A 23,677-nucleotide genomic window follows, 5' to 3' on the forward strand; every position below is an offset into this window, starting at 1 on the left:
CCGCGTACCTGCCGCTCTCATCGGTTTCCTCCCCGCTCAGCGCGCGGGCGCAACGCGGGCCTGGCCCGGGTCGCCGGCACGGTGTCGATTGCCCGCGCCAGGCCGGCCACCGTGGGCGCCTCGAAGACCGTTCTGATCGTGACCTCGACTGCCAGTTCGGCGCGGATCCGGGCGATGAGCCGGGTGACCAGCAGCGAGTGGCCCCCGAGATCAAAGAAGTTGTCGTCGACCCCGACGCCGGTGACGCCGAGTACCTCGCCGAACAGCCGGCACAGGGCCACTTCCCGCGGTGTCGACGGTGCTCGGGTGGCGGTGGTCATGGAGGTGCGGTCCGGGACGGGCAGGGCGCGCCGATCGAGTTTTCCGTTGACCGTGAGTGGCAGTGCGGCGAGCACCACCACGGCTGCGGGCACCATGTGGTCGGGCAACGTCCGCGCCACGTGGGCGCGGACGACGGAGGGGTCCGGAGCATCGTCACCAGCGGGCACCACGTAGGCGGTGATGCGTTTGTCACCGGGTACGTCCTCGCGTACCACGACCGCTGCCTGACCCACGGTCCCGTGCCCGAGCACGGCCGCCTCGACCTCGCCGAGTTCGATGCGGAAGCCGCGCACCTTGACCTGTTCGTCGGTGCGCCCCAGGTAGACCAGCGTGCCGTCGGCGCGACGCTTCACCAGGTCGCCGGTGCGGTACATCCGCTCTCCGGGCGCACCGAACGGGTCCGCGACGAACCGGCCCGACGTCAGTGCGGGCCGGTTCAGGTAGCCGCGGGCGAGCCCGGCTCCGGAGACGTACAGCTCGCCGGGCACGCCCGGGGGCAGTACGCCGAGGTGGCGGTCCAGGACGTACGTGCGCAGGTCCGGGATGGCCTCGCCGATCGGGCTCTCGCTGTCCGGGGTGGCGGTCAACGGGGCGTACGTGACGTGCACCGTGGTCTCGGTGATGCCGTACATGTTGATCAGCTGCGGTTGGCTGTCCGGGCGTCGGGCGTACCAGTCGCGCAGGCGGCCGACATCGAGTGCCTCCCCGCCGAACACCACGTACCGGAGTTTGAGCGCGGTGGTGGACCCGCCGGCTCGCCTGCCCTCGTCCAGCAACTGGTAGAAGGCGGATGGTGTCTGGTTGAGCACCGTGACGCTCTCCTGGGCCAGCAGGCCCAGGAAGTCTCTCGGCGTACGTGCCACGTCGCGTGAGATCAGCACGAGGCGACCGCCGTGCAGCAGGGCGCCCCACAGTTCCCAGACGGAGAAGTCGAACGCGTACGAGTGGAACAACGACCAGACGTCGTCCGGGCCGAAACCAAACCAGTGATTGGTGGCTGTGAAAAGGCGAACGACGTTCCGGTGGGTGACGACCACGCCCTTGGGGCGGCCGGTGGAGCCGGAGGTGTAGATGACGTAGGCCGGGTGGTTGGGCCGCAGTGGGGCGCGCCGGTCAGCGTCGGTGAGGTCGTGGGCGTCGAGCCCGGGCAGCGCGTCAGTCTCCTCGACGAGAACGGTGCGGCCGGTGGCGGTCTCGCCCAGGACGCCGGACTCGATGACCGATCGCTGGGTGAGCACTGCCACGGGGGCGGCGTCGGCCAGCACGTACGCGACTCGCTCCGCCGGGTAGTCCGGATCGATCGGCAGGTAGGCACCACCCGCCTTGAGCACGGCCAGCAACGCGACGACGAGGTCCGGGGTTCGCGGCAGGGCGATTGCCACCACCGTTTCCGGACCGGCGCCGTGGGCGACGAGGTGCCGTGCCAGCCGGTTGGCGCGCGTGTTCAGGTCGGCGTACGTCAAGGGCTCTCCCACCCCGCTGACCGCGACGGCGTCGGGTGTCGCGGCGACGCAGGCCTCGAAGAGGTGCGCCAGCGTGGCGGACGAGGCACTGTCGACCGGAGCAGCGGCGGGGGCGAGGAGATGGGTGCGTTCCGCCTCGGTCAGCGTCTCCAGGCGGTGGAAGGGCCAGCCCGGGTTGGGGGTCTCCAACGCGGCGACCAGGCTCTCGGTGGCGGTCTTGACCATGGCGCACAGGGCAGGCGGGGACGCAGGGGCGGCGGCCTGGACGGTGACCGAGAAGTCTGCGCCCAGGTCGTCGATCATCACGGTGATCGGATAGTTGGTGCGTTCCGTGACCTCGAGCACGGTGACGCCGGTGAGGCTGTTTGCGGCCTTGCCTGGGGTGCTGTGTCGATAGTTGAGCAGGGTGGTGAACAGCGGCGCTCCGGCCGGGACGCCGCTGGCCCGCTGGGCGACCGCGAGCGGGGCGTGTTCGTGCACCTGGAGGTCGGCGAGTTGATCGCGTACCGAGGTCAACACCTGTGAGAGGCCGGCGGACCGGCTGTCGATCCGCAGAGGCAACGTGTTGATGAACAGGCCGGGGGTTCGACCGCCGCCGCCCATCCGGCCGAAGAGGACGGTGCCGAAGACCACGTCGTCGCGTCCGGAGATCACCGACAGGACGCGTGCCCAGACGGCGTGAAAGAGCGTCGCCGGGCTCATCCCGTGTCGGCCGGCCGCCTCGCGCAGCCGTGCCGCCAGGGCGGATGGCAGCGCGATCGTCGACTCGGTGACGTCGCTGCCGTCGCCCTGGACGTCCAGGAGACCGAAGGGGGCGGTCGGCTCGTCCACGTCGCCGAGCAGCGCCGCGAAGTGCGCCTCGTGCTCTTCGCGTGGAACGCCGAGCAGTGCCTGTCCGACGTAGTCGCGGAACGGCAACGGTGCCGGCAGTTCGTCACCCTGGCCGGCGATGAAGGCTCGGACCTCGTTGAGCAGGACGTCCATCGCCGTGTGGTCCTGGACGATGTGGTGCATTCGGACCAGGACCTCGTTGCCGGTGACCTGGACCCGGATCAGCGGTGCCTGGCCGAGGTCGATGTCGGCGGCGGACACCTCGATCCGCGCCGTGCGCTGGACCACCTGAACCGGAGCCGGTAGGCCCTCCGAGACGAAGGCCGTGCGGAGGATCTCGTGCCGGTCGACCACCCGCTGGAGGGCGGCGAGGAAGGTGTCGAGGCGTTCGCGGGTGTCGAAGCCGAGTCTGATCGGCAGGACATAGACGTCGTCGCGGCCGGTCTCTCGGCTCATCAGGTGGTGGAAGAAGATGCCTTCCTGCAGGGGTGCGAGGGGGTAGATGTCGACGATGTTCGCCGCCCCGCCAGGGATCTGGCCAGCGATCCGATCAATCTCGTCCTGGGTCAGCTCGACCAGCGGAAACGCGTCGGGTGTCGGGGTGTCGAAGGCCGGTCGTGGTGGCACCACGACCGCGGGCCGCGCACGGCTGCCGGCGAGCCCGGCCGGGGTCGGGGTCAGGAAGATCGAGCGGACGTCGACACCGACACCCCGATCACGAAGCCGCTGGACCAGCGTCACCGCGAGCAGGGAATGACCACCAAGAGCGAAGAAATCATCATCGACACCGACCCGATCGACGCCCAACACCTCCGCGAAAGCCGCACAAACCACCGTTTCCCGAGCCGTCACCGGAGCCCGAAACACGTCCCCCGACACGAACTCCGGCGCCGGCAACGCCGCCCGATCCACCTTCCCGTTCACCGTCAACGGCAGGGCATCCAACCCCACGATCACCGCCGGCACCATGTAATCCGGCAAACGACCCCGCAAAGCCGCCAACTCCGCACCACCCACGACATAGGCGACGAGCCGGTCCTCCCGCGCGACGACCACCGCCTGCACCACCCCGGGCAACTCCCGCAGCGCCGCCTCCACCTCACCCAACTCGATCCGATAACCACGCACCTTCACCTGATCATCAGACCGACCAAGAAACTCCAGATTCCCGTCGCCGCGCCACTTCACCAGGTCCCCGGTCCGATACAACCGCTCACCCGGGCCATCGAACGGGCTCGCCACAAACCGTTCCGCCGTCAACGCCGCCCGGTTCAGATAACCCCGAGCCAATTGAGCACCGGCGACATACAACTCGCCGGCAACCCCCGCCGGCACCGGCCGCAGAGCCTCGTCCAGAACATAGAAACGGGTGTTCCACACCGGACGACCGATCGGCACCCGGCCCTCGTCATCACCCAACCGGTAATCCGCAACAGCAACGGTCGTCTCCGTCGGACCGTAGCTGTTGACCACACCAACCCGATCCCGCAAGTCCCCCACCTGGCTGCTGTGCAGGGCCTCACCACCCACCACCAACAACTCCGACGGATACTCGGTCACCATCGGAAGATGCCCCGGAGTGACCTTCAACAACGACAAACCCTCGGCCGACTCCACCTCACCGACAACGACGTGACCACCAGACACCAACGCACCGAAAACCGAAGTGACCGTCGTGTCGAACGCCGGCGACGCATGCAACAACACCCGCCCGTCCAACCCCGGATACACCTCAGCCACCCGCGCCACGTAATTCACCAAACCCCGATGAGTGACAACCACACCCTTCGGCCGCCCCGTCGACCCCGACGTGAAAATCACATACGCCGGATGATCCGACCGAACAAACCGCCGAGGACCAACATCCACGCCATTCACCAAGGCCATGACCTCAGCGGTCACCACAACCTGCGGCGCCGCATCCGCCACCATGAACGCCACCCGCTCGACCGGATAACCCCCATCAATCGGCAGATAAGCGCCACCGGCCTTCAACACCCCCAACAACGCCACCACCAGATCCACCGACCGCGGCAGATCAACCGCCACCACCGACTCCGGACCCACACCACGACCCACCAACCACCACGCCAACCCATTCGCCCGCGCGTCAAGCTCCCCATACGACAACCCACCCACCGCAAGCGCGTCCGGCGCCACCACCACCCGCGCCTCAAACAAATCCACCACCGACACCCCAGGAACAACCCGCCCGGTGTCGTTCCACCCACGCAACACCAACTCACGCTCCGCGGCACCGAGAATGTCGTGACCGCTAACACGCGCATCCGGATCCTCAACAACAGCCGTCAGCACCCGCACAAACCGCTGCGCCAACACCTCCACGTCCGCGGCGTCGAACAGGTCCGTCGCGTAGACGATCCGCCCGCGTGCGCCGGTGAACTCGAACGACAGGTCGAACTTGGCCGGGATCTCCCCGATCTCGTCGAGTGGCACCGCCGTGGCCTCGACCCCCGGGATCGTCAGGGTCGCCTGGGGAGTGTTGTGCACCGACAGCATCACCTGGAACAACGGGTGCCGGCCCATCGACCGATCCGGGGCCAATTCCTCGACAAGGCGCTCGAACGGCACGTCCTGATGCGCGTACGCACTCAGCACCGTCTCCCGAACCCGGCGCAGCACCTGCGCGAACGTCGGATCCCCCGACACGTCGGTGCGCACCACCAACGTGTTGACGAAGAAGCCGACCAGACCATCCAGGGCCTCGTCCGTGCGCCCAGCGATCGGCGTGCCGACCGGAATGTCCGTACCGGCGCCCAACCGCGACAACAACACCGCGAGCACGCCGTGCAGGACCATGAAGGTGGTGACGCCGTGAGCCCGCGCGAGTTGGCCCAGCCGGTCGTGCACCTCCTCGCCGAGGTCGAGCATGAGCACGCCACCCCGGTGCGAGGCGACCGGCGGACGCGGCCGAGCGATCGGCAGCCTCAGCTCGTCGGGCAGACCGTCCAGGGCGGTCCGCCAGTAGGCGAGCTGGGCGTCCTCGGAGCCCAGCAGGTCACGTTGCCAGAGCGCGTAGTCCGCGTACTGGACCGGCAACGGCTCCCACGCCGGAGCGACACCGTCCAACCGTGCCTGGTAGGCGGCTGACAGGTCACCGGCGAGCGGCGCCAGCGACCAGGCGTCCCCGGCGATGTGGTGCAGCACGACGACCAGCACGTCGTCGAACAGCCAGGCGCGCAGCGGCACCTCCCGTGCGAGGTCGAAGGCGTGCCCGACGGCAGTCTGTAGATCTCCCTCGGTCGACAGGCGCACCAGGCCCGGCTCTGCCGGCAGGATCACCTGGTGCGGTTCCCCGCCCACGGTCGCGAACACCGTGCGGAGCGCCTCGTGGCGGCCGGCCACGTCGGCCAGCGCCGCGGCGAGCACCGCCCGGTCCACGGTGCCGGTGAGGCGCAGCACGATCGGGATGTTGTAGGTGGAGTTCGGCTCCTGCAGTTGGGCCAGGAACCAGAGGCGTCGCTGGGCGTACGAGAGGGGCAGCACATCCGGGCGAGCCCGTGCCGTGAGAGCCGCGCGCGGTGGCGTCGCCCCGGTCAGTCGAGCAGCGAGCGACGCTACCGTCGGGGCGTCGAAGACGGTGCGGACGGTCAGCTCGACGCCCATGGTGGCACGGATGCGGCTGACCAGCCGGGTGGCGAGCAGCGAGTGCCCGCCCAGGTCGAAGAAGTTGTCGTCGACACCAACCTCGTCGAGGCCGAGCACCACGGCGTACGCCTGACAGAGAAGTTCCTCCCGCACAGACGCCGGACCGCGGCCTACCGCGGCGGCGGTGTGGCCGGGCGTCGGCAGTGCCCTGCGGTCGAGCTTGCCGTTCACCGTCATCGGCAAGGCATCCAGCGGCACGAACGCCGACGGCACCATGTACTCGGGCAGGATCCGGCCGAGTGCCCTCCGCAGCGCGGCGGTGTCGATCGGGTCGTCGGACACCAGGTAGGCGACGATCCGTTGGTCGCCCAGCACGTCCTCACGGACGACGACGGCCGCCTGGCGTACGCCGGGCGTCGACCGTAGGGCGACCTCGATCTCGCCCAGCTCGATGCGGAATCCACGCACCTTCACCTGGTCGTCGGTGCGACCCAGGTAGATCAGGTCGCCGGACGAGGACCAGCGGACACGGTCGCCGGTGCGGTACATCCGCTCGCCGGCCGGGCCGAACGGGTCGGCGACGAACCGTTGTGCCGTCAGGCCCGAACGGTTCAGATAGCCGCGGGCCAGTTGCACGCCGGCCAGGTACAGCTCGCCCGCGACACCCGGGGGGACGGGTCGCAGCCGGGGGTCCAGGACGTACACCCGGGTGTTCCACACGGGTCGGCCGATCGGCACCTCTGCCGGTTGGGTGCCCGGGTCGGCGGTCCACGCCGTGACGTCGATCGAGGCTTCGGTCGGCCCGTACAGGTTGTGCACGATCGTCGCGGGCAGCAGCTCGCTGAAGCGCGCGTGCAGGTCGGCCGGCAGGGCCTCGCCGCTGCAGATGACCGCCCGGAGCCCGTCGCACCCGGCTGCGGCCGGATCCTCGAGGAAACTGCGCAGCATCGACGGTACGAAATGGGTGATGGTCACGCCTTGGCGCCGGATCAGGTCGGCGAGGTACGCGGGGTCCTGGTGGCCTGCCGGTCGGGCCACGACCAGGGTGGCGCCGTGCAGCAGCGGCCAGAAGAACTCCCACACGGAGACGTCGAACCCGAACGGGGTCTTCTGCAGCACTCGGTCGACCGGCGTCAGCTGGTAGGCGTGCTGCATCCAGGTCAGCCGGTTGACCAGGCCACGGTGATCCACGAGGACCCCCTTGGGGTGGCCGGTGGATCCGGAGGTGTAGATGGCGTACACGGGGTGTCTCGGGTGCAGTGGGGAGCGCCGTTCGGCGTCGGTGAGGTTGGCTGCGGACGCGGACATGTCGGCGGCGGCCATGTCTGCGGTGATCACCATGACTGGGCGGGCGTCCTCGATGAGGTACGTGATGCGGTCGGCGGGCAGGGCCGGGTCGATCGGCAGGTAGGCGGCACCCGTCTTGACCACTGCCAGCAGCGCGACGACCAGGTCGGCGGAGCGTTCCAACAGGACGCCGACAAGCTTCTCGGGGCCCGCGCCCTGCGCGATCAGGTGCCGGGCGAGCCGGTTCGCGAGGGCGTTCAGTTCTGCGTACGTGAGGTCGGTGCCCTCGAAACACACCGCGATCGTGTCTGGGGTGGCCGCCGCCTGCGCCTCCAGGAGATCCGGTAGGACGGCCGGCGGCACCTCGACGGTTGTGCTGTTCCATTCCGCCAACACCGTTCGCCGCTCGTCCACGCCGAGCACGTCCACGTCGCCGAGGTCGCCGGTGTCCGTCTCCAGCGCCGTGACGATGTCGCTCATGGCGGCGTCCACCATCGTGCAGAGCGCGCCCGGGTCGACGGAGGCGGCCGTCTGCGCGCTCAGGACGAAGCCGGTGCCGGTGTCGTCGACCGACAGGGTCAGCGGGTAGTTGGTCGCGCCGCCGTGGTGCAGGATCTCGACGCCGTCGAGCAGGGCTTCGCCGGCGCGCTCGGGAGCGGGGTTGTGCCGGTAGTTCAGGATCGTGCTGAACAGCGGGTTCTGCGGCGGGACCCCGCTCGCCTGCTGTGCCACGGACAGGGGTGCGTGCTCGTGCCGAAGGAGATCAGCGAGCTGGTCGCGCATCGCCGTCACCGCCTGCGCCACGGTCGACGTGCCGACCCGCACGCGTACGGGAAGGGTGTTGATGAAGAGGCCGGGGATCCGGTCGGCGCCGGCGCCGGCCTGCATCCGGCCGAACAGTACGGTTCCGAACACCACATCGTCGCGGCCGGCGAGGACGGCGGTCACCCGCGCCCACATCACGTGGAAGACCGTCGCGGGACTGATACCCCGAACGCGCGCCTGGTCGCGCAGCCGCTCGGCGAGCCGCCCGTCCAGCCGGTGGGCCGCCTGCCGTACGCCGCTGCCGTCACCCCGGGTCTGCACGAGCCCGAACGGAGTGGTCGGTTCGGTGACATCGCCCAGCAGCGCGGCGAAGTGCCGCTGGTGCTCCTCTCGCGGCGTCCCGAGGCGGGCCTGGGCGACGAAGTCACGGAACGGCAGCGGCGTGGGCAGCTGGTCACCGCGACCGTCGAGGACGGCGCGCACCTCCCCCAGCACCACGTCCAGGCCGGTACGGTCCTGGATCAGGTGGTGGATCCGAAGGAGCGCGAGGGCCCGTCCTGAGTCGGTGTCGATGGACACGGTGACGCGCAGCAACGGTGCCGCGCCGAGGTCCATGGTGGTGTCGGGTGACGTCGGCAGCCGATGCACCTCGTCCACCGGGATCCGTGCGTCGCGCAGCACCACCTGGACAGGCTCGCGCAGACCCTCCCAGATGATGGCCGTGCGGAAGATGTCATGCCGGTCGACGACGACCTGGAGAGCGGACAGGAACCCGTCGAGGCGCCCGCGGGTGTCGAAGGACAGCACGACCGGCATCACGTAGGCATCCGGACCGCCGGCGCTCATGAGGTGGTGGAAGAGGATGCCCTCCTGTAGCGGCGCCAGCGGATACACATCCGCGACGTTCGCCGCCCCGCCTGGCACCCGCGCCACGATCCGGGCGATCTCGTCCTCGCCGAGGTCCACCAGCGGCAGCATGTCCGGGGTGATCCGCTGCGCTCCGGCCGGAATCAGGTTCGGTGGGACGGCCACCGCGTCGGGTGCCACCGCAGCGGCCAGTCCGGCCACGGTCGGCGAACGGAACAACGCCCGCACGTCCACCGGTAGCCCGCGCAGCCGCAGCCGTTCGATGAGCCGGACCGCCAACAGTGAGTGACCGCCGAGCTCGAAGAAGTTGTCGTCGACGCCGACCCGGTCGAGGCCGAGGACCTCGGCGAACGCCTGGCAGAGCACCTCTTCGCGCGCGGAGGCCGGCGCACGGTGGGAGGCAGCCACGGTGTACCCGGGCGCGGGCAGGGCGGCACGGTCGAGTTTGCCGTTCACCGTCAACGGCAGCTCGTCGAGCACCACCACCGCCGCCGGCACCATGTAGTCCGGCAACGCCAGCGCAGCCTGTGCGCGTACGGCGGCACCGTCCACGGCCGCGCCGGGGGCCGAGACGACGTACGCGATGAGCCGCTTGCCGCCGGGTGCGTCCTCACGGACGACGACCGCCACCCGGCCCACCGACGGATGCGCCGCGACGGCCGCCTCGACCTCGCCCGGCTCGATGCGAAAGCCGCGGATCTTCACCTGGTCGTCCGTGCGTCCCAGAAACTCGAGGCGGCCCTCCGCGTCCCACCGGGCCAGGTCGCCGGTTCGGTACATCCGTTCGCCGGGCGTACCGAACGGGCAGGCCACGAACCGTTGCGCCGTCAGGCCGGCCCGACCCAGATAGCCGCGGGCCAGTCCGGCGCCGGCCACGTAGAGCTCGCCGGGGACGTGCGGCGGCACCGGTTGCAGCGACGCGTCGAGCAGATAGGCACGGCTACCGGCGATCGGGCCACCGATCGACGTCAGGCTCTCCGGCCGTACGGTGTGCGCCGTGGAGATCACCGTGTTCTCGGTGGGCCCGTACGCGTTGACCAGCCGCAGCCCGGGCACCTCGTCGAGCACCCGTCGGCAGTGTTCGGGCGACAGCGCGTCGCCGCCCGCGAGCAGCGTACGCACACCGTGCAGCGCGCTGATGTCGGTGTCCACGATCTCGTGGAACAGCCCGGCGATCAGCAGCAGTGTCGTCACGTTGAATTCGGCGATGAGGTCGCGCAGCGCGGCGCCGGAGAGCACCCGCTGCGGGGAGACGGCGAGCGTGGCGCCGTTGAGCAACGCCGCCCAGACCTCGAACGCGGCTGCGTCGAACGAGGTTGAGGAGAGCTGGCCGATCACGTCGTGTGGGCCGACGTCGAGATAGTTGGTGTCGCGTACGAGCCGGCCGATCGCCCGATGCGGTACGAGCACGCCCTTGGGACGCCCGGTGGAGCCCGACGTGTAGATGACGTATGCGGAGTGGGCAGGCAGCAGCGGATCGATCCGGTCGACGTCGGTCAGATCGGTCGTGGCGAGGTCTTCGCACGCCGCGACGGTCTCCGGATCGTCGACGACGAGACGTACCACGCCTGGCGCGGCGAGCCCGCCGGACACGGCTCGACAGGTGAGCAACACGGCGGGCCGGGCGTCGCCGAGCATGTAGGTGATGCGGTCGGTCGGGTAGTCAGGGTCGATCGGCAGGTAGGCGCCACCGGCCTTGAGCACCGCGAGCAGCGCGACGATCTGCTCGGGTGAGCGGGGCAGCGCGATCGCCACCAGCGACTCCGGGCCGACCCCGAGCCGGACCAGCAGCCGGGCCAGCCGGTTCGCCCGCGCGTTCAGGTCGCGGTAGGACAGTCGACCGCCCGGGAACACGACTGCCGCCGCGTCCGGTGCGGTCGCTGCCAGGGCCTCGAACCGTTCCGGCACGGTCAGCTCCGCAAGGGCCTGCGCGGTGTCGTTCCAGCGGTGCAGGATGCGGTGCCGATCGGCGGTGGTGAGGGTGTCGACGTACCGGAACGGCCGCTCCCCGGCGGATGCCTCAAGCGCGGCGACCAGGCTTTCCGTGGCGATGCTGAGCATGGCACCGAGCGCCGCCGGTGCGGCGGGGGCGGTGGCCTGGACGGTGATCGAGAAGTCGGCGCCCAGATCGTCGACGGTCACCGCGATCGGGTAGTTGCTGCGCTCGCGGACGTTCAGCAGGGTGACGCCGTCGAGACCAGCGGTCGCCGTGCCGGGGATGCTGTGCCGGTAGTTGAGCAGGGTGGTGAACAGCGGCGATCCGGCCGGGACGCCGCTGGCGCGTTGCGCGACCGCGAGCGGTGCGTGTTCGTGGGTCTGTAGATCGGCCAACCGCTCCTGCACTGCCGTGAGCACCTGCGCGACCGAGGCCGCGTGGGTGTCGACTCGCAGCGGCAACGTGTTGATGAACAGTCCCGGGACGTCACCGCCCCCGCCCATGCGGCCGAACAGCACCGTACCGAACACCACGTCCGTACGGCCGGAGACCACCGCCAGGACGCGCGCCCAGACGGCATGGAACACCGTCGCCGGACTGATGCCCTGCCGGCGGGCCACCTCGCGCAGCCGGGCAGCCAGTGCCGGCAGCGGGACCGTCGCCTCGGTGACGCCGGTGCCGTCGCCCTGGATGTCCGTCAGGCCGTACGGCGCGGTCGGCTCCGTCACGTCGCCGAGGAGCGTGGCGAAGAAGGCCTCGTGCTCCGCACGAGACACGTCGAGCAACGCCCGGCCGACGAAGTCGCGGAACGGCACCGGTTTCGGCAGCTCGTCACCACGCCCGCCGACGATGGCGCGGACCTCGTTCAGCAGCACGTCGAGGGCTGTGTGGTCCTGGACGATGTGGTGGATCCGGATCAGCGCCCGGTTGCCGTCGACCCGTACTCGAAGCAGCGGAGCCCGACTGATGTCGAAGTCGACGTCACGGTCGGACACCTCGATCCGCGCTGTGCGCTGGACCACCTGGACCGGCCCGCGCAGGCCCGACCAGACAATCGCCGTACGCAGGATCTCGTGCCGGTCCACCACCTTCTGAAGCGCGTCGAGAAAGCCGGCGAGCCGATCCTCCGAGTCGAAACCCAGCTCCACCGGCAGCACGTACACGTCGCCGGAGTCGTTCCTGCGGCTCATGAGGTGGTGGAAGAAGATTCCTTCCTGTAGCGGCGCCAGCGGGTAGATGTCGACGATGTTCGAAGCCCCACCCGGGATCGCGTCGGCGATCCGGTCGATCTCGTCCTGGGTCAGCTCGACCAGCGGAAACGCGTCGGGGGTTGGCGCTGCGAACTCACGGCGGGGTGGCACCACGATCGCCGCCCGGGCTGGACCGACGACCAGACCGGCGGGGGTGGGCGTACGGAAGATGTCGCGGACATCGATCGCCAGACCCTGCTCCTGCAGTCGCTGAACGAGCGTCACCGCCAGCAGCGAATGACCGCCCAGCGCGAAGAAGTTGTCATCCACGCCAACCCGGTCGACGCCGAGCACGTCAGCGAAAGCCCGGCAGACCAGGGACTCTCTGCCCGTGACAGGAGCCCGGTAGACATCGCGCGAAACGAACTCGGGCGCGGGCAGGGCATTGCGGTCCACCTTGCCGTTGACGGTGAGCGGCAGTGCGTCCAGGACGACGAGTGCCGCCGGGATCATGAACTCCGGCAGTCGCGCCCGCAGTTCCTCGACATCCGCCGTACCGACCACGTACGCGAAGACACGCCCGTCGCGCGCCACCACCGCCGCCTGCGCGACCCCGGGCAGCGTCAGCAGGGCCGCCTCGATCTCGCCGAGCTCGACGCGGTAACCACGCACCTTCACCTGGTCATCGGTACGGCCGAGGAAATCCAGGTTGCCGTCGCCGCGCCACGTCACCAGGTCGCCGGTGCGATACAGCCGCTCCCCCGGGGCACCGAACGGATGTGCCACGAAGCGTTCCGCCGTCAACGCGGGACGGTTCAGATAACCACGAGCCAACTGCGCGCCAGCGACGTACAACTCCCCGGCAACCCCCACGGGCACCGGTCGCAGTCCCGCATCCAGTACGTAGAAGCGGGTGTTCCAGACCGGACGGCCAATCGGCACTGGGCCCTCGTCATCACCCAGCCGATAGTCGGCGACGGCAACCGTGGTCTCGGTCGGGCCGTAACTGTTGACCACGTCGACCTTCTGCTGCCGCTGGCCCAACTGCCCGCTGTGCAGTGCTTCGCCGCCGACCATCAGCAGCTCGGATGGGACGTCGGCCACCATCGGGAGGTGTCCCGGCGTGACCTTCAGGAACGACAGATTGCCGGCCGAATCCACGTCACCGACGATGACGTGACCGCCCGATACCAAGGCGCCGAAGACCGAGGTGACGCTCGTGTCGAAGGCAGCCGAGGCATGGAACAGGACCCGTCCGCCCAGGCCCGGATAGACCTCCGCGGCCCGAGCGACGTAGTTCGTCATGCCCCGGTGGGTGATCACCACACCCTTCGGCCGCCCCGTCGATCCCGAGGTGTAGATGACATACGCCGCATGGTCGGGTGACAGTGCTCGTCCGAAGTCGGAATCCGGCCCGTTCGCCTCGGCGAGCGTGTCGGCCGTGAGCAACGCGGATGCGGCGGCATCCGTCACGATGAAATTGATCCGGTCGGCAGGCTGGTCGAGGTCGAGGGGCAGGTAGGCCGCACCGGCCTTCAGCACCGCGAGAAGGGCGACGATCAGGTCAGCCGAGCGGGGCAGCGCGACCGCGACCAGCGACTCCGGGCCGACACCGCGATCGACGAGCAGTCGCGCGAGCTGGTTCGCCTTCGCATTCACCTCTCGGTAGGAGAACGCGTCCACCGCGGGCGCGTCCGGGGTGGCTGCCGCCCGCATCTCGAACAGGTCCACCACCGTCACGGCGGGGACGTCGTGGGCCGTGTCGTTCCAGGCCCGCAGTATCAGCTCGCGCTCCGCGTCGTCGAGCAGCTCGAAGTGCTCGATACGGTCCTCCAGCGCGGCCTGTCCGAGCCAGTCCAGCGCGGCCAGGAAGTTCGACGTCTGGCGGGTGACCGCTTCTTCGTCGTACAGGTCGGGATTCGCGTCGGCGACGACGCTCATGTCCCCTGATACCGGCCGGTCGTAGACGGACACCGAGAAGTCGTTGAAGTGCAGACCGGCAATGTTGTGCGCGGTGCTGGCGGCGGCGCCGAACGTCAGGTCGTAGTCGAACGACATGACGTTGACCAGTAGGGAATAGAGGTTGCCCTGATTGATCAACCGCAGGTCACGCAGCATGTCCTCGGTACGGTAACGCTGGTGCCGTAGTGCGCTCCGGATCGCCCGCGATGCCTGCTTCACCAGGTCACCGGCCGTGCTGCCGGGGCGTACGGTCAGGCGGATGGGCAGCACGTTGGCGGTCATGCCGGGCACGGTCCGGGCCACGCTTCCGGTGCGGCCGATGACCGGCAGGCCGATGACGACGTCCCGCGCTCCCGTCCCCCGTTGCAGGCAGAGCGCCCCGGCTGCCACGGCCAGGACGGTGAGGCCTGTGCCGTACCGCCGGGCCGAGGCACGGCGCCGTTGCGCGATGTCCGGCGCGAGATCCTGGGTGTGGCGGATGAGTCGGTGGGGCGTCGCACCGGGTCGTTGACCGCTGAGGCTCAGCGGCGCCGGAAGATCGGCGAGCACCTCGGCCCAGTACGTCTGGTCGTCGTCGAAGTCCGCCGATGCTCGGTACTCGGTGTCGGCGTCCATCAGGACGGTCACCGATGGCAGGGTGGGCGCTGGCAGGTCCTCGCCCGCGGCCAGCGCGGTGTAGGTGTCGGCCACTCGGGCGGCCACCAGGGAGCCGCCGAAGCCGTCCCCGATGATGTGGTGGGTTCGCTGATACCAGAAATGACGCTCGTCGCCGACCTTGAGCAACGCGAGGGTGAACAACCCCCCGTCGTGCAGAGTCGCAGGGCGGCCCGCGTCCGCCCGCATCCACCTGAGCGCGTCCTCGACCGCGTTGTCGGCGGCACTGAGGTCGACGACATCGAGTTTCCAGTCGAGCGATCCGTCGAACCGGATGATCGGAAATCCGGTGGCATCGGCGTCGAATCGCAGATGGAATGCGTCAACCTCCGAAACCACCTTACGGAGAGCCGTCTCGAAGAGTCCGACGTCGATTGGGCCGCGAATGTCGACGTACTCCGCGATATTGTAGATGGGGTTGTCCGGCTGAAGCCGCTGAGCGTGCCAGATACCGAGCTGACCCGCCATGGGCCGTCTGCGATCGTCGCCCGACCCGGACATTCAAGCACCCCTATTTCATCGTTACACGCGAAGTTCGGCGCGAATCCTCGCATCGCGGATTCCCACCTTCGGAGACGCCAGGTGAAGGAAGCGTAAGGAATTGGTAAACAGCCCAAGATCCACCCAGGGTGGCGCGTCTTGGGTTACCCCTTCTGGTGGCGGCAGGCGGCGCGGTCCCGACGATCGCGTGTCCTGACGGCGAGCCACCGAACAAATCGGAGCGCCGCGGACCGCACACGAAACCTGACCCTACGAAATCGTCGATCCGTGATCGACAAGCCTGTCCGCCGCTGCGGCAATCCGGCGCTGCACCGGCGGGACCTGTACGACTTCGGCTGGCGCGACCACCCGCATCCGTCAGCGTCGCCTAGGTGACCGAGTCGGTGGCGGCCGATCAGCATCCGCACCGAAGCCAGGTCTCGCCGAGGGCACAGGTGAAACAATCGGCAGTCGACTCCGTCGTCATTTGTCTCAAGCAGCCGTCGAAACAAGATTGGTGCAAGTCCTGTCGACTCCAGTTGACGGGGGCCGAGGTTCTACCAGTCAGGCATCCCCGCTGCCCTTTTCGGCAACCTTGGAGAGAAGGCGGGCGTCGATCAATCTACGGGGATATGCCAGCTCCGGCGGTGTGCTGACGCCGGGAAGAAGGCAACAGTTCGCACTTCCACCAACCGAGCCCATCGATGGCAGGGTGCCGCCGCCCTCCAACCGTTCCACGAGCCGGACAGAAGTGTGGCTCGATTTGCTGCCGCTTTGAGGGATCAACTGGTCGGCGTTCGCCGATCAGATTCAGGCAGCCTACTGATGCTCGTTGTTCACGCCGCCGAGGATCCGTCGCCACCGTGTCGGGTCGTTGCTGAGGATGACGGCGGCGGGATCATGGCTCCGTGGGTGTCGGGCGACACTCTGGTGTGGACGGTTACCGCGAACGGCCCGGCAGCCCGGGCACGGAGGAGTGACCGAACCCGACCAGGCCACCCTGTATTCGGCGATGTCCCCACCCCGGATTCGCCGGGCCAGCCACATCACGAGATCTCCGACGTCGTCCCGATCGGCGGGCGAGCCACGGCGCGGAAACGCCCAATACTGGGCAACCAGGCGCCAGCCGAAGCGATTCACTGTGGTGGTGGACACGAATCCGCTGTGTTGCCGCCACTTTCCGCTGGTGCGACGTAGCGTCGAGGGTTGCCCAGGGCGGGTCCGCATGCCGCACACCTGGTTGACGCTGACCCGCGAGGTGAAGATGGTGCACGCCCGGTGACCCTGACGACTGATCCGCGGCCGGGCACGCTTCCGCCGATGGCCACCGCACCGGCAGCCGCGGCGGTGTTCCGTTCCTCTTCCGCCCCGGTCCGCCGTACGCTCGTCGACATTCTCGACGAGACCGTGCGCGCACACCCCGGGGCCGACGCTCTCGACAACGGTGCCACGGCGCTGACGTACCGCGAACTGGCCGACGAGGTCGAGGCCGTACGGACGTCGCTCGCCGGCAACGGGATCGGCGTCGGCGATCGGGTGGGCGTCCGGATCTCGTCCGGTACGGCCGAGCTGTACCTGGCGATCCTCGGTGTGCTCGCAGCGGGCGCGGCCTACGTGCCGGTCGACGCGGACGATCCCGAGGAACGCGCCGAGCTCGTCTTCGCCGAGGCGGGCGTCGCCGCGGTGCTCGGTGACGGGCTGACGGTGTCGCTCCGCCGTACCCCCGGGGGTCGGACCTGCCGGCCCGGCCCGGACGACGACGCCTGGATCATCTTCACCTCCGGGTCGACGGGCACCCCGAAGGGTGTCGCGGTCAGCCACGGCGCGGCGGCGGCATTCGTGGACGCCGAGGCGCAATTGTTTCTGGTCGGCGAGGCCGATGAGGCGATCGGCCCGCAGGACCGGGTCCTGGCCGGGCTGTCGGTGGCATTCGACGCGTCTTGCGAGGAGATGTGGCTGGCGTGGCGGCACGGCGCCTGTCTGGTGCCGGCCGCGCGGTCGCTCGTCCGCAGCGGCGTCGACCTCGGGCCGTGGCTGGCCGAGCAGCGCATCTCCGTGGTCTCGACCGTGCCGACGCTCGCTGCCCTGTGGCCGGTCGAGGCGTTGGATGAGGTCCGGCTGCTGATCTTCGGTGGGGAGGCCTGCCCACCGGAGCTCGCGCAGCGCCTGGCCGTCGAGGGCCGCGAGGTCTGGAACACCTACGGGCCGACCGAGGCCACCGTGGTCGCCTGCGCAGCGCGGATGACCGGCGAGGGGCCGGTACGCATCGGGCTGCCGCTGGCCGGCTGGGAACTCGCCGTGGTCGACGGGTCCGGCGCCCCGGTTGCGATGGGCGAGACCGGCGAGCTGGTGATCGGCGGGGTGGGACTCGCCCGTTACCTGGACCCGGGCAAGGACGCCGAGAAGTTCGCGATGCTGCCGGCGCTCGGCTGGCAGCGGGCCTACCGCAGCGGGGACATCGTCCGCGCGGAGGCCGAGGGGCTCGTGTTCATCGGCCGCGGCGACGAACAGGTCAAGCTCGGCGGACGCCGGATCGAGCTGGGTGAGATCGACGCGGCACTGCAGGCACTTCCGGGAGTCGCCGGTGCCGCCGCCGCTGTGCAGCGGACCGCTACGGGCAACCAACTGCTGGTGGGGTACGTGGTCCCGCACGATGGCGTGGCATTCGACGCCGCGACGGCAGCGCTACGGATCCGTGAGCAACTGCCGGCCGCGCTCGTTCCGATGCTGGCCGTGGTCGAGGCGCTGCCCACCCGGACGTCCGGCAAGGTTGACCGGGCCGCGCTGCCCTGGCCGCTGGCCACCACCGCTGAGGACGCGGCGGGTGAGCTGACCGCGACCGAGGAGTGGCTCGCGGGCGGCTGGGCGGATGTTCTGGGCGTGCGCCCCACCGAGGCCGACGCGGACTTCTTCCACCATGGCGGCGGCAGTCTCAACGCGGCGCAACTGGTGGCGTGGATCCGGCGCCGGCACCCGCGGGTCTCGGTGGCCGACATCTACCTCCACCCGAGGTTGTCGCAGCTCGCGGCCGTACTCGACGCGCTCGACACCACGCCGGCCACGCGCCGGGAGGTCAGGCCGACGCCGCGGCGCGCGGGGCTGATCCAGGCCGTGCTGATGGTCCCGATGCTCGCGCTGGTCGGGCTCCGCTGGTTAACCGTTCTGGCCGCCCTCGGCAACGTCCTCGCCCTGCTCGCTCCGGCACCCTGGGCGCCTGCCGTGTCCTGGTGGTGGGTGGCGCTGGGCTGGCTGTTGCTGTTCAGCCCGCTGGGGCGGATCGCCCTGGCCGCCGGAGGAGCGCGACTGCTGCTCCGCGGGCTACGCCCGGGCAGCTACCCGCGCGGGGGCAGCGTGCACCTGCGGCTGTGGGCCGCCGAACGGCTCGCCGAGTTGAGCGGTGCCACCAGCGTCGCCGGGGCATCGTGGATGATCACCTACGCGAGGGCGCTCGGCGCGCAGATCGGCGCCGACGTCGACCTGCACTCCGCACCGCCGGTCACTGGCCTGTTGAAGCTCGGCCGGGGTGCGGCGATCGAGCCGGAGGTCGATCTGTCCGGCCACTGGGTCGACGGCGATGTCGTCCGCATCGGCAAGGTACGCGTCGGCGCCGGGGCGCGGGTCGGGTCCCGCAGCACCCTGATGCCGGGCACTCGGATCGGTAAGGGTTCGCGCATCGCCGCCGGCTCGACCGTGGCCGGCGCCGTACCGGCGAACCAGCGCTGGGCGGGTTCACCGGCCGCACCCGCTGCCAAGGATTCAGCCGGGTGGCCCGGGCAGCGTCCCCCGAGGTCCCGGATTGGCGCACGCCTCTGGCCCGTCGCGTATGGCGTGACCGCCCAGTTGCTCGGGCTCGTGCCGGTCGCCGCCGCTCTGCCGGCGCTTGCCCTGCTCGGCTGGACGCTCGCCGTCCGACCGGCAGTCGGCCCTGTGCTGGCCGCCGTCGCGGTGGCGACCATCGGCTATGTCGTTGGCTACGCGCTGCTGGTGCTCGGGGCCGTCCGGGCCCTCGGCATCGGCATGCGCGCCGGGTACCACCCCGTGCAGGGGCGGGTGGCGTGGCAGGTCTGGACGACCGAGCGGCTGATGGGCATGGCCCGGGTCGGGCTGTTCCCGCTCTACGCCAGCCTCTTCACACCGGTGTGGTTGCGGCTGCTGGGCGCCCGGGTGGGACGCGGGGCGGAAGTCTCCACAGTGCTCGCGCTGCCCACGATGACCACGGTCGCCGACGGGGCCTTCCTGGCCGACGACACCATGGTCGCCACGTACGAGCTGAGCCACGGGTGGCTCCGTGTCGCTCCGGCCCGCATTGGGAAGCAGGCGTTCCTCGGCAACTCCGGAATGGCAGCACCCGGCAGGTCGGTGCCCAAGCGTGGGCTTGTCGGCGTGCTGTCGTCGGCGCCGCGTAAGGCGAAGAAGGACTCGTCGTGGCTCGGCGCGCCACCGATGCCCTTGCGCCGGACCGTGGAAGCGGCGGACACCAGCCGCACCTTCGACCCGCCGTTCCGGCTGAAGCTGGCCCGGGCCGCGATCGAGCTGTGCCGGATCGTCCCGGTGATCGTCTCCGCCGCCTTGGCGGTCGGCGTCCTGGCCGTGCTCGCGTTCGTGTGGCGGGCCGCCGGCTGGATGGTGGCCGCGCTCGCCTCCGGGCCGGTGCTGCTGGGTGCGGCGGTCGCCGCCGCCGCCATCGCCACGGCTGCCAAGTGGCTGCTCGTCGGGCGGTTCCGGGTCACCGAGCGCGCGCTGTGGACCTCCTTCGTGTGGCGTAACGAGCTCGCCGACACGTTCGTCGAGGTCCTCGCCGCGCCGTGGCTGGTCCGCTTCGCGACCGGCACGCCGCTGCTCACGGCGTGGCTGCGCACGCTCGGTGCGAAGATCGGCCGGGGTGTCTGGCTGGAGACCTACTGGCTTCCGGAGTACGACCTGGTGCGGCTCGGCGACGGCGCCACGGTGAACCGCGGTTGTGTGGTGCAGACCCACCTGTTCCATGATCGTGTAATGAGCATGGATGAGGTGGTGCTGGGCGCGGGAGCCGCACTGGGCCCGCACGGCATCGTTCTGCCGGGTGCGAGCATCGGCGCGCGAACCACCGTCGGGCCCGGTTCGCTGGTGACCCGCGGCGACGCCGTGCCCTGCGACAGCCGGTGGCTGGGCAACCCGATCGCGACCTGGCCCGCGCCGGCCGCGCGGCCCGCGTGAATCCGAACGCATCGGCGTCGCGCGGTGCCACGCCCGGTGCCGACCACTCGGGTGACTCGTACCTACCCGAGCACGGCAACGGCGGCTACCGGGTCCTGCACTACGACCTCGACCTCGATTACCGGGTCGTGTCGAACCGGCTCGCCGGCCGGGCGGACATCACCGCGGTGGCCGCGCAGCCGTTGTCGCGGTTCACTCTCGACCTCGGCCGGCTCCGCGTCCAGGACGTCCGAGTGGACGGGCGCCCGGCGAGGCATGTCCACCGGCCGGACAAGCTGCAGATCAAGCCCGAGCGGCCGATCGACGCCGGGGACACCTTCCGGGTGGAGATCCGGTACGCGGGGAAGCCGGTGCCGATTTCCGGCCGCTGGGGCGACATCGGGTGGGACGAACTCACCGACGGGGTGCTCGTGGCCAGCCAGCCGAACGGATCGCCGTCGTGGTTCCCGTGCGATGACCAGCCCGGTGCCCAGGCCACCTTCCGAGTGGCGGTCACGACCGCGCACCCGTACACCGTCCTGGTGACCGGCGATCCCGTTCTCCAGCGGCGTGGCGCGGGCAGCACGACCTGGGTGTACGAGCGGCACGAGCCGACGTCGCCGTACTTGATGAGCGTCCAGATCGGACGCTACGAGATGGTGGACCTGACTGTCGGCGGAGTGGTGCAGCGCGCCGCGATCCCACCCGCACTGCGCAGGAACGTCGCCCACGACTTCGGCCGGCAGGGCCAGATCATGACGACGTTGCAGCGGCTCTTCGGGCCGTACCCGTTCCGGGAGTACGTCGTCGTGGTCGCCGACGACGATCTCGATGATCCGGTCGAAGCGCAGGGCATGGCCGTCTTCGGGAGGAACCACGTCGACGGGCGGCGCACGCACGAACGGCTTGTCGTGCACGAACTGGCCCATCAGTGGTTCGGCAACAGCCTCACGGTGGCGGACTGGCGGCACATCTGGCTCAACGAGGGCTTCGCCACGTACGCCGAGTGGCTGTGGTCCGGCGTCTGCGGCGATCTGCCGGCGGATGCTCTGGCCGCGCAGTGGTACGCGCGGGTCGCCGCTCGCCCGAGGGACGTCATCGTCGCGGATCCCGGCGTCGACCGGATGTTCGACCCGCTGGTCTACAAGCGTGGCGCGCTCACGGTGCATGCCGTGCGGAAGAAGGTCGGCGACGAATCGTTCTTCGCGCTCCTGCGGGCCTGGGTCGCCGAGCACCGGCACGCCACCGTGACGACCGAGCAGTTCCGGTCACACGCCCAGCGCTTCGCCCACGAGCCCCTGGACGGCCTGTTCGCTGCCTGGCTCGACAGCCCGGCGCTGCCCCCGTTGCCGCGCTGACCACCGGTGCGGAACGTGCTCGCGGAGGATCAGGATGGTCCCGTGGTAGCCCACGGGTCCGTGCGGTTCAGCTCCTGCCCGACCATCTGGAGTCGGTCCGCGAGCTGCGGCGCACGGGCTCGTACCGCGGCCAGGTCGGTGCGGATGTCGAGCAGCTGCGCCCAGAGCACGCCCCGCCCGCTGTCCAGCAGGGAAACCGCGCAGTCGTGGCGACGAGCCGCCACCGCACACGCCGCCAGGTCCACAGCCGAGCCGTGCCAATCGGTCAGCAGCAATTCCCGGCTCGCGCGGGCGGATCCGTGCCATGCCGCGGTCGGCAGTAGTGTCACCGCAGCGGCGTACCCGTCCGTGGCCGCCGACCACCGCCGCAGCCGCGCCGACCACTCGCCCCAGGCGCGCGCCGCGTCGAGACGATAGCGGGTGGGCGTGCTGGCCGTGCCCGAGGCGTGCCGGAACTCTTCGATGGCGATGTCGAGCAGCTCGGTATCCGCCGTTGCCCGGTACGTGTCGGCGAGGGCGAGGCCGAGGTGGTACCGGAGGATGCCCACCACCGGGTGATCGGCCGGTGCGGCCTGAAGGGCGGATCGGGCGGCCGCGACCGCTTCGTCGAGCAACGCCGCCTGGCCGCTGTGCTCGTACTGGCGGCGCAACGCGACGCTCAACAGGGCCATGACGTGGGTTCGTTGAGAGGGCGACCCGAACGGGATGGCGGCGGCTGCTCGAAGGCGATGCACCGCCTCGGCCACATCGTTGGCCGCGCGCGTGCCGTCGTACCGGGTCAGCAGCGTCAGACCGAGGCTTGCCAGGGCGGGGCCATGCTCCGGGTGCTCGGGAGACAGGCCGGCGACCACCGCGCGAGCGGACTCGACGGCGCCGTCGATGTCTCGGGCATTCCTGGTCTGCTCGAATCTGATCTGCAGAACGAGAGCAAGGTTGCGCAGGAAGGTGGTGCGGCTCGGATCGTCCGCGGCGACGGCCCCCACCGCCGTCCGTGCGGCTTCCACCGACTCGCTCAGGTCGGCCAGTTCTCCCGTGTACTCGTATCGCAGGACCAGGCGCAAGCCCAGGTTGGACCAGACGCCGGCCACGAAGGCCGACCTGGGGAGCGTGGCCGCGAGGCCGACCACGGTCCGCCCGACCTCGACCGACCTGTCGAGGTCTTTGATGTCGCCTCGGTGCCGAAACCGGGTCGCCAGCATGCTGCCGAAGTTGGAGAGGATCACGGTCCGGTCCGGCGAGTCCTCGGGCGAGCGCTGCGCGGCGTTCTCCGCCGCAATGATGGCCGCATCCAGATCCGCGGCGTCGCCGAGCCGGTCGAACCGGGTCTGCAGAGCAACGCTCAGCATGGCCACGTACAGCGGGTAGGCGTCGTCGTCCGGGGCCGTCGCCTCGGTGGCCGCCTGCGCGGCGTGCACGGCCTCGTCGATGTCCCGGCGGTCGTTGCGGCGTTCGAAGCGCATCTGGAGCCCGAGGCCCAGGTTGTGGAGTTCTTCGGCGACGGCTTCCATGTTGCCCGCCGCCTGCACCGCTGACCGGCCAACGGCGATCGACTCCTCCACGTCGGCCAGGTGCCCGAATCTCTCGTACCGGGTTTGCAAGGCCGACGCCAGCACCGACAGGCTGTTCCCGAACGCGGGGTCCGCGGGCGTCGAGCCGCGGACGCAGTCGCGGGCGAGATCGATCGCGGTGTCCAGATCGGCTGGGTCGTCGGTGGTCTCGAACCGCTTGTACAGGTTGAATGCCCGCACGAGGGTATCGGCGACGTTCGACTCGGACATG

4 protein-coding genes are annotated in these 23,677 nt (G+C 70.1%); 2 read left to right on the top strand and 2 right to left on the bottom strand.

The genetic code is table 11. The features are described from left to right. Nucleotides 1-17: 17 nt before the first annotated feature. On the bottom strand, nucleotides 18-15,353 hold the full coding sequence (locus ACQEUX_RS11270; RefSeq protein ID WP_433045274.1) for an amino acid adenylation domain-containing protein: 15,336 nt from the start codon (nucleotides 15,351-15,353) through the stop codon (nucleotides 18-20). Between the two features lie 1,332 nt (nucleotides 15,354-16,685). Between ACQEUX_RS11270 and ACQEUX_RS11275 the strand changes: the two genes are divergently transcribed. Together ACQEUX_RS11275 and ACQEUX_RS11280 are read left to right on the top strand one after the other, a co-directional pair. After that, entirely contained in the window at nucleotides 16,686-20,561 is a 3,876-nt protein-coding gene (locus tag ACQEUX_RS11275) for a Pls/PosA family non-ribosomal peptide synthetase (protein WP_433045277.1), read from the top strand. Continuing rightward, complete coding sequence (locus tag ACQEUX_RS11280) at nucleotides 20,558-21,898, top strand: M1 family metallopeptidase (RefSeq protein ID WP_433045280.1); 1,341 nt, start codon at nucleotides 20,558-20,560, stop codon at nucleotides 21,896-21,898. Before ACQEUX_RS11275 ends, ACQEUX_RS11280 begins: the two co-directional genes overlap by 4 nt. Nucleotides 21,899-21,927: 29 nt before the next feature. Here the strand turns inward: ACQEUX_RS11280 and ACQEUX_RS11285 are convergent, their stop codons facing one another. Next, entirely contained in the window at nucleotides 21,928-23,676 is a 1,749-nt protein-coding gene (locus ACQEUX_RS11285; protein WP_433045283.1) for a hypothetical protein, read from the bottom strand. Nucleotide 23,677: the final 1 nt, after the last annotated feature.

The organism is Micromonospora sp. CA-259024, assembly GCF_050936255.1.
Lineage (GTDB): Bacteria > Actinomycetota > Actinomycetes > Mycobacteriales > Micromonosporaceae > Micromonospora.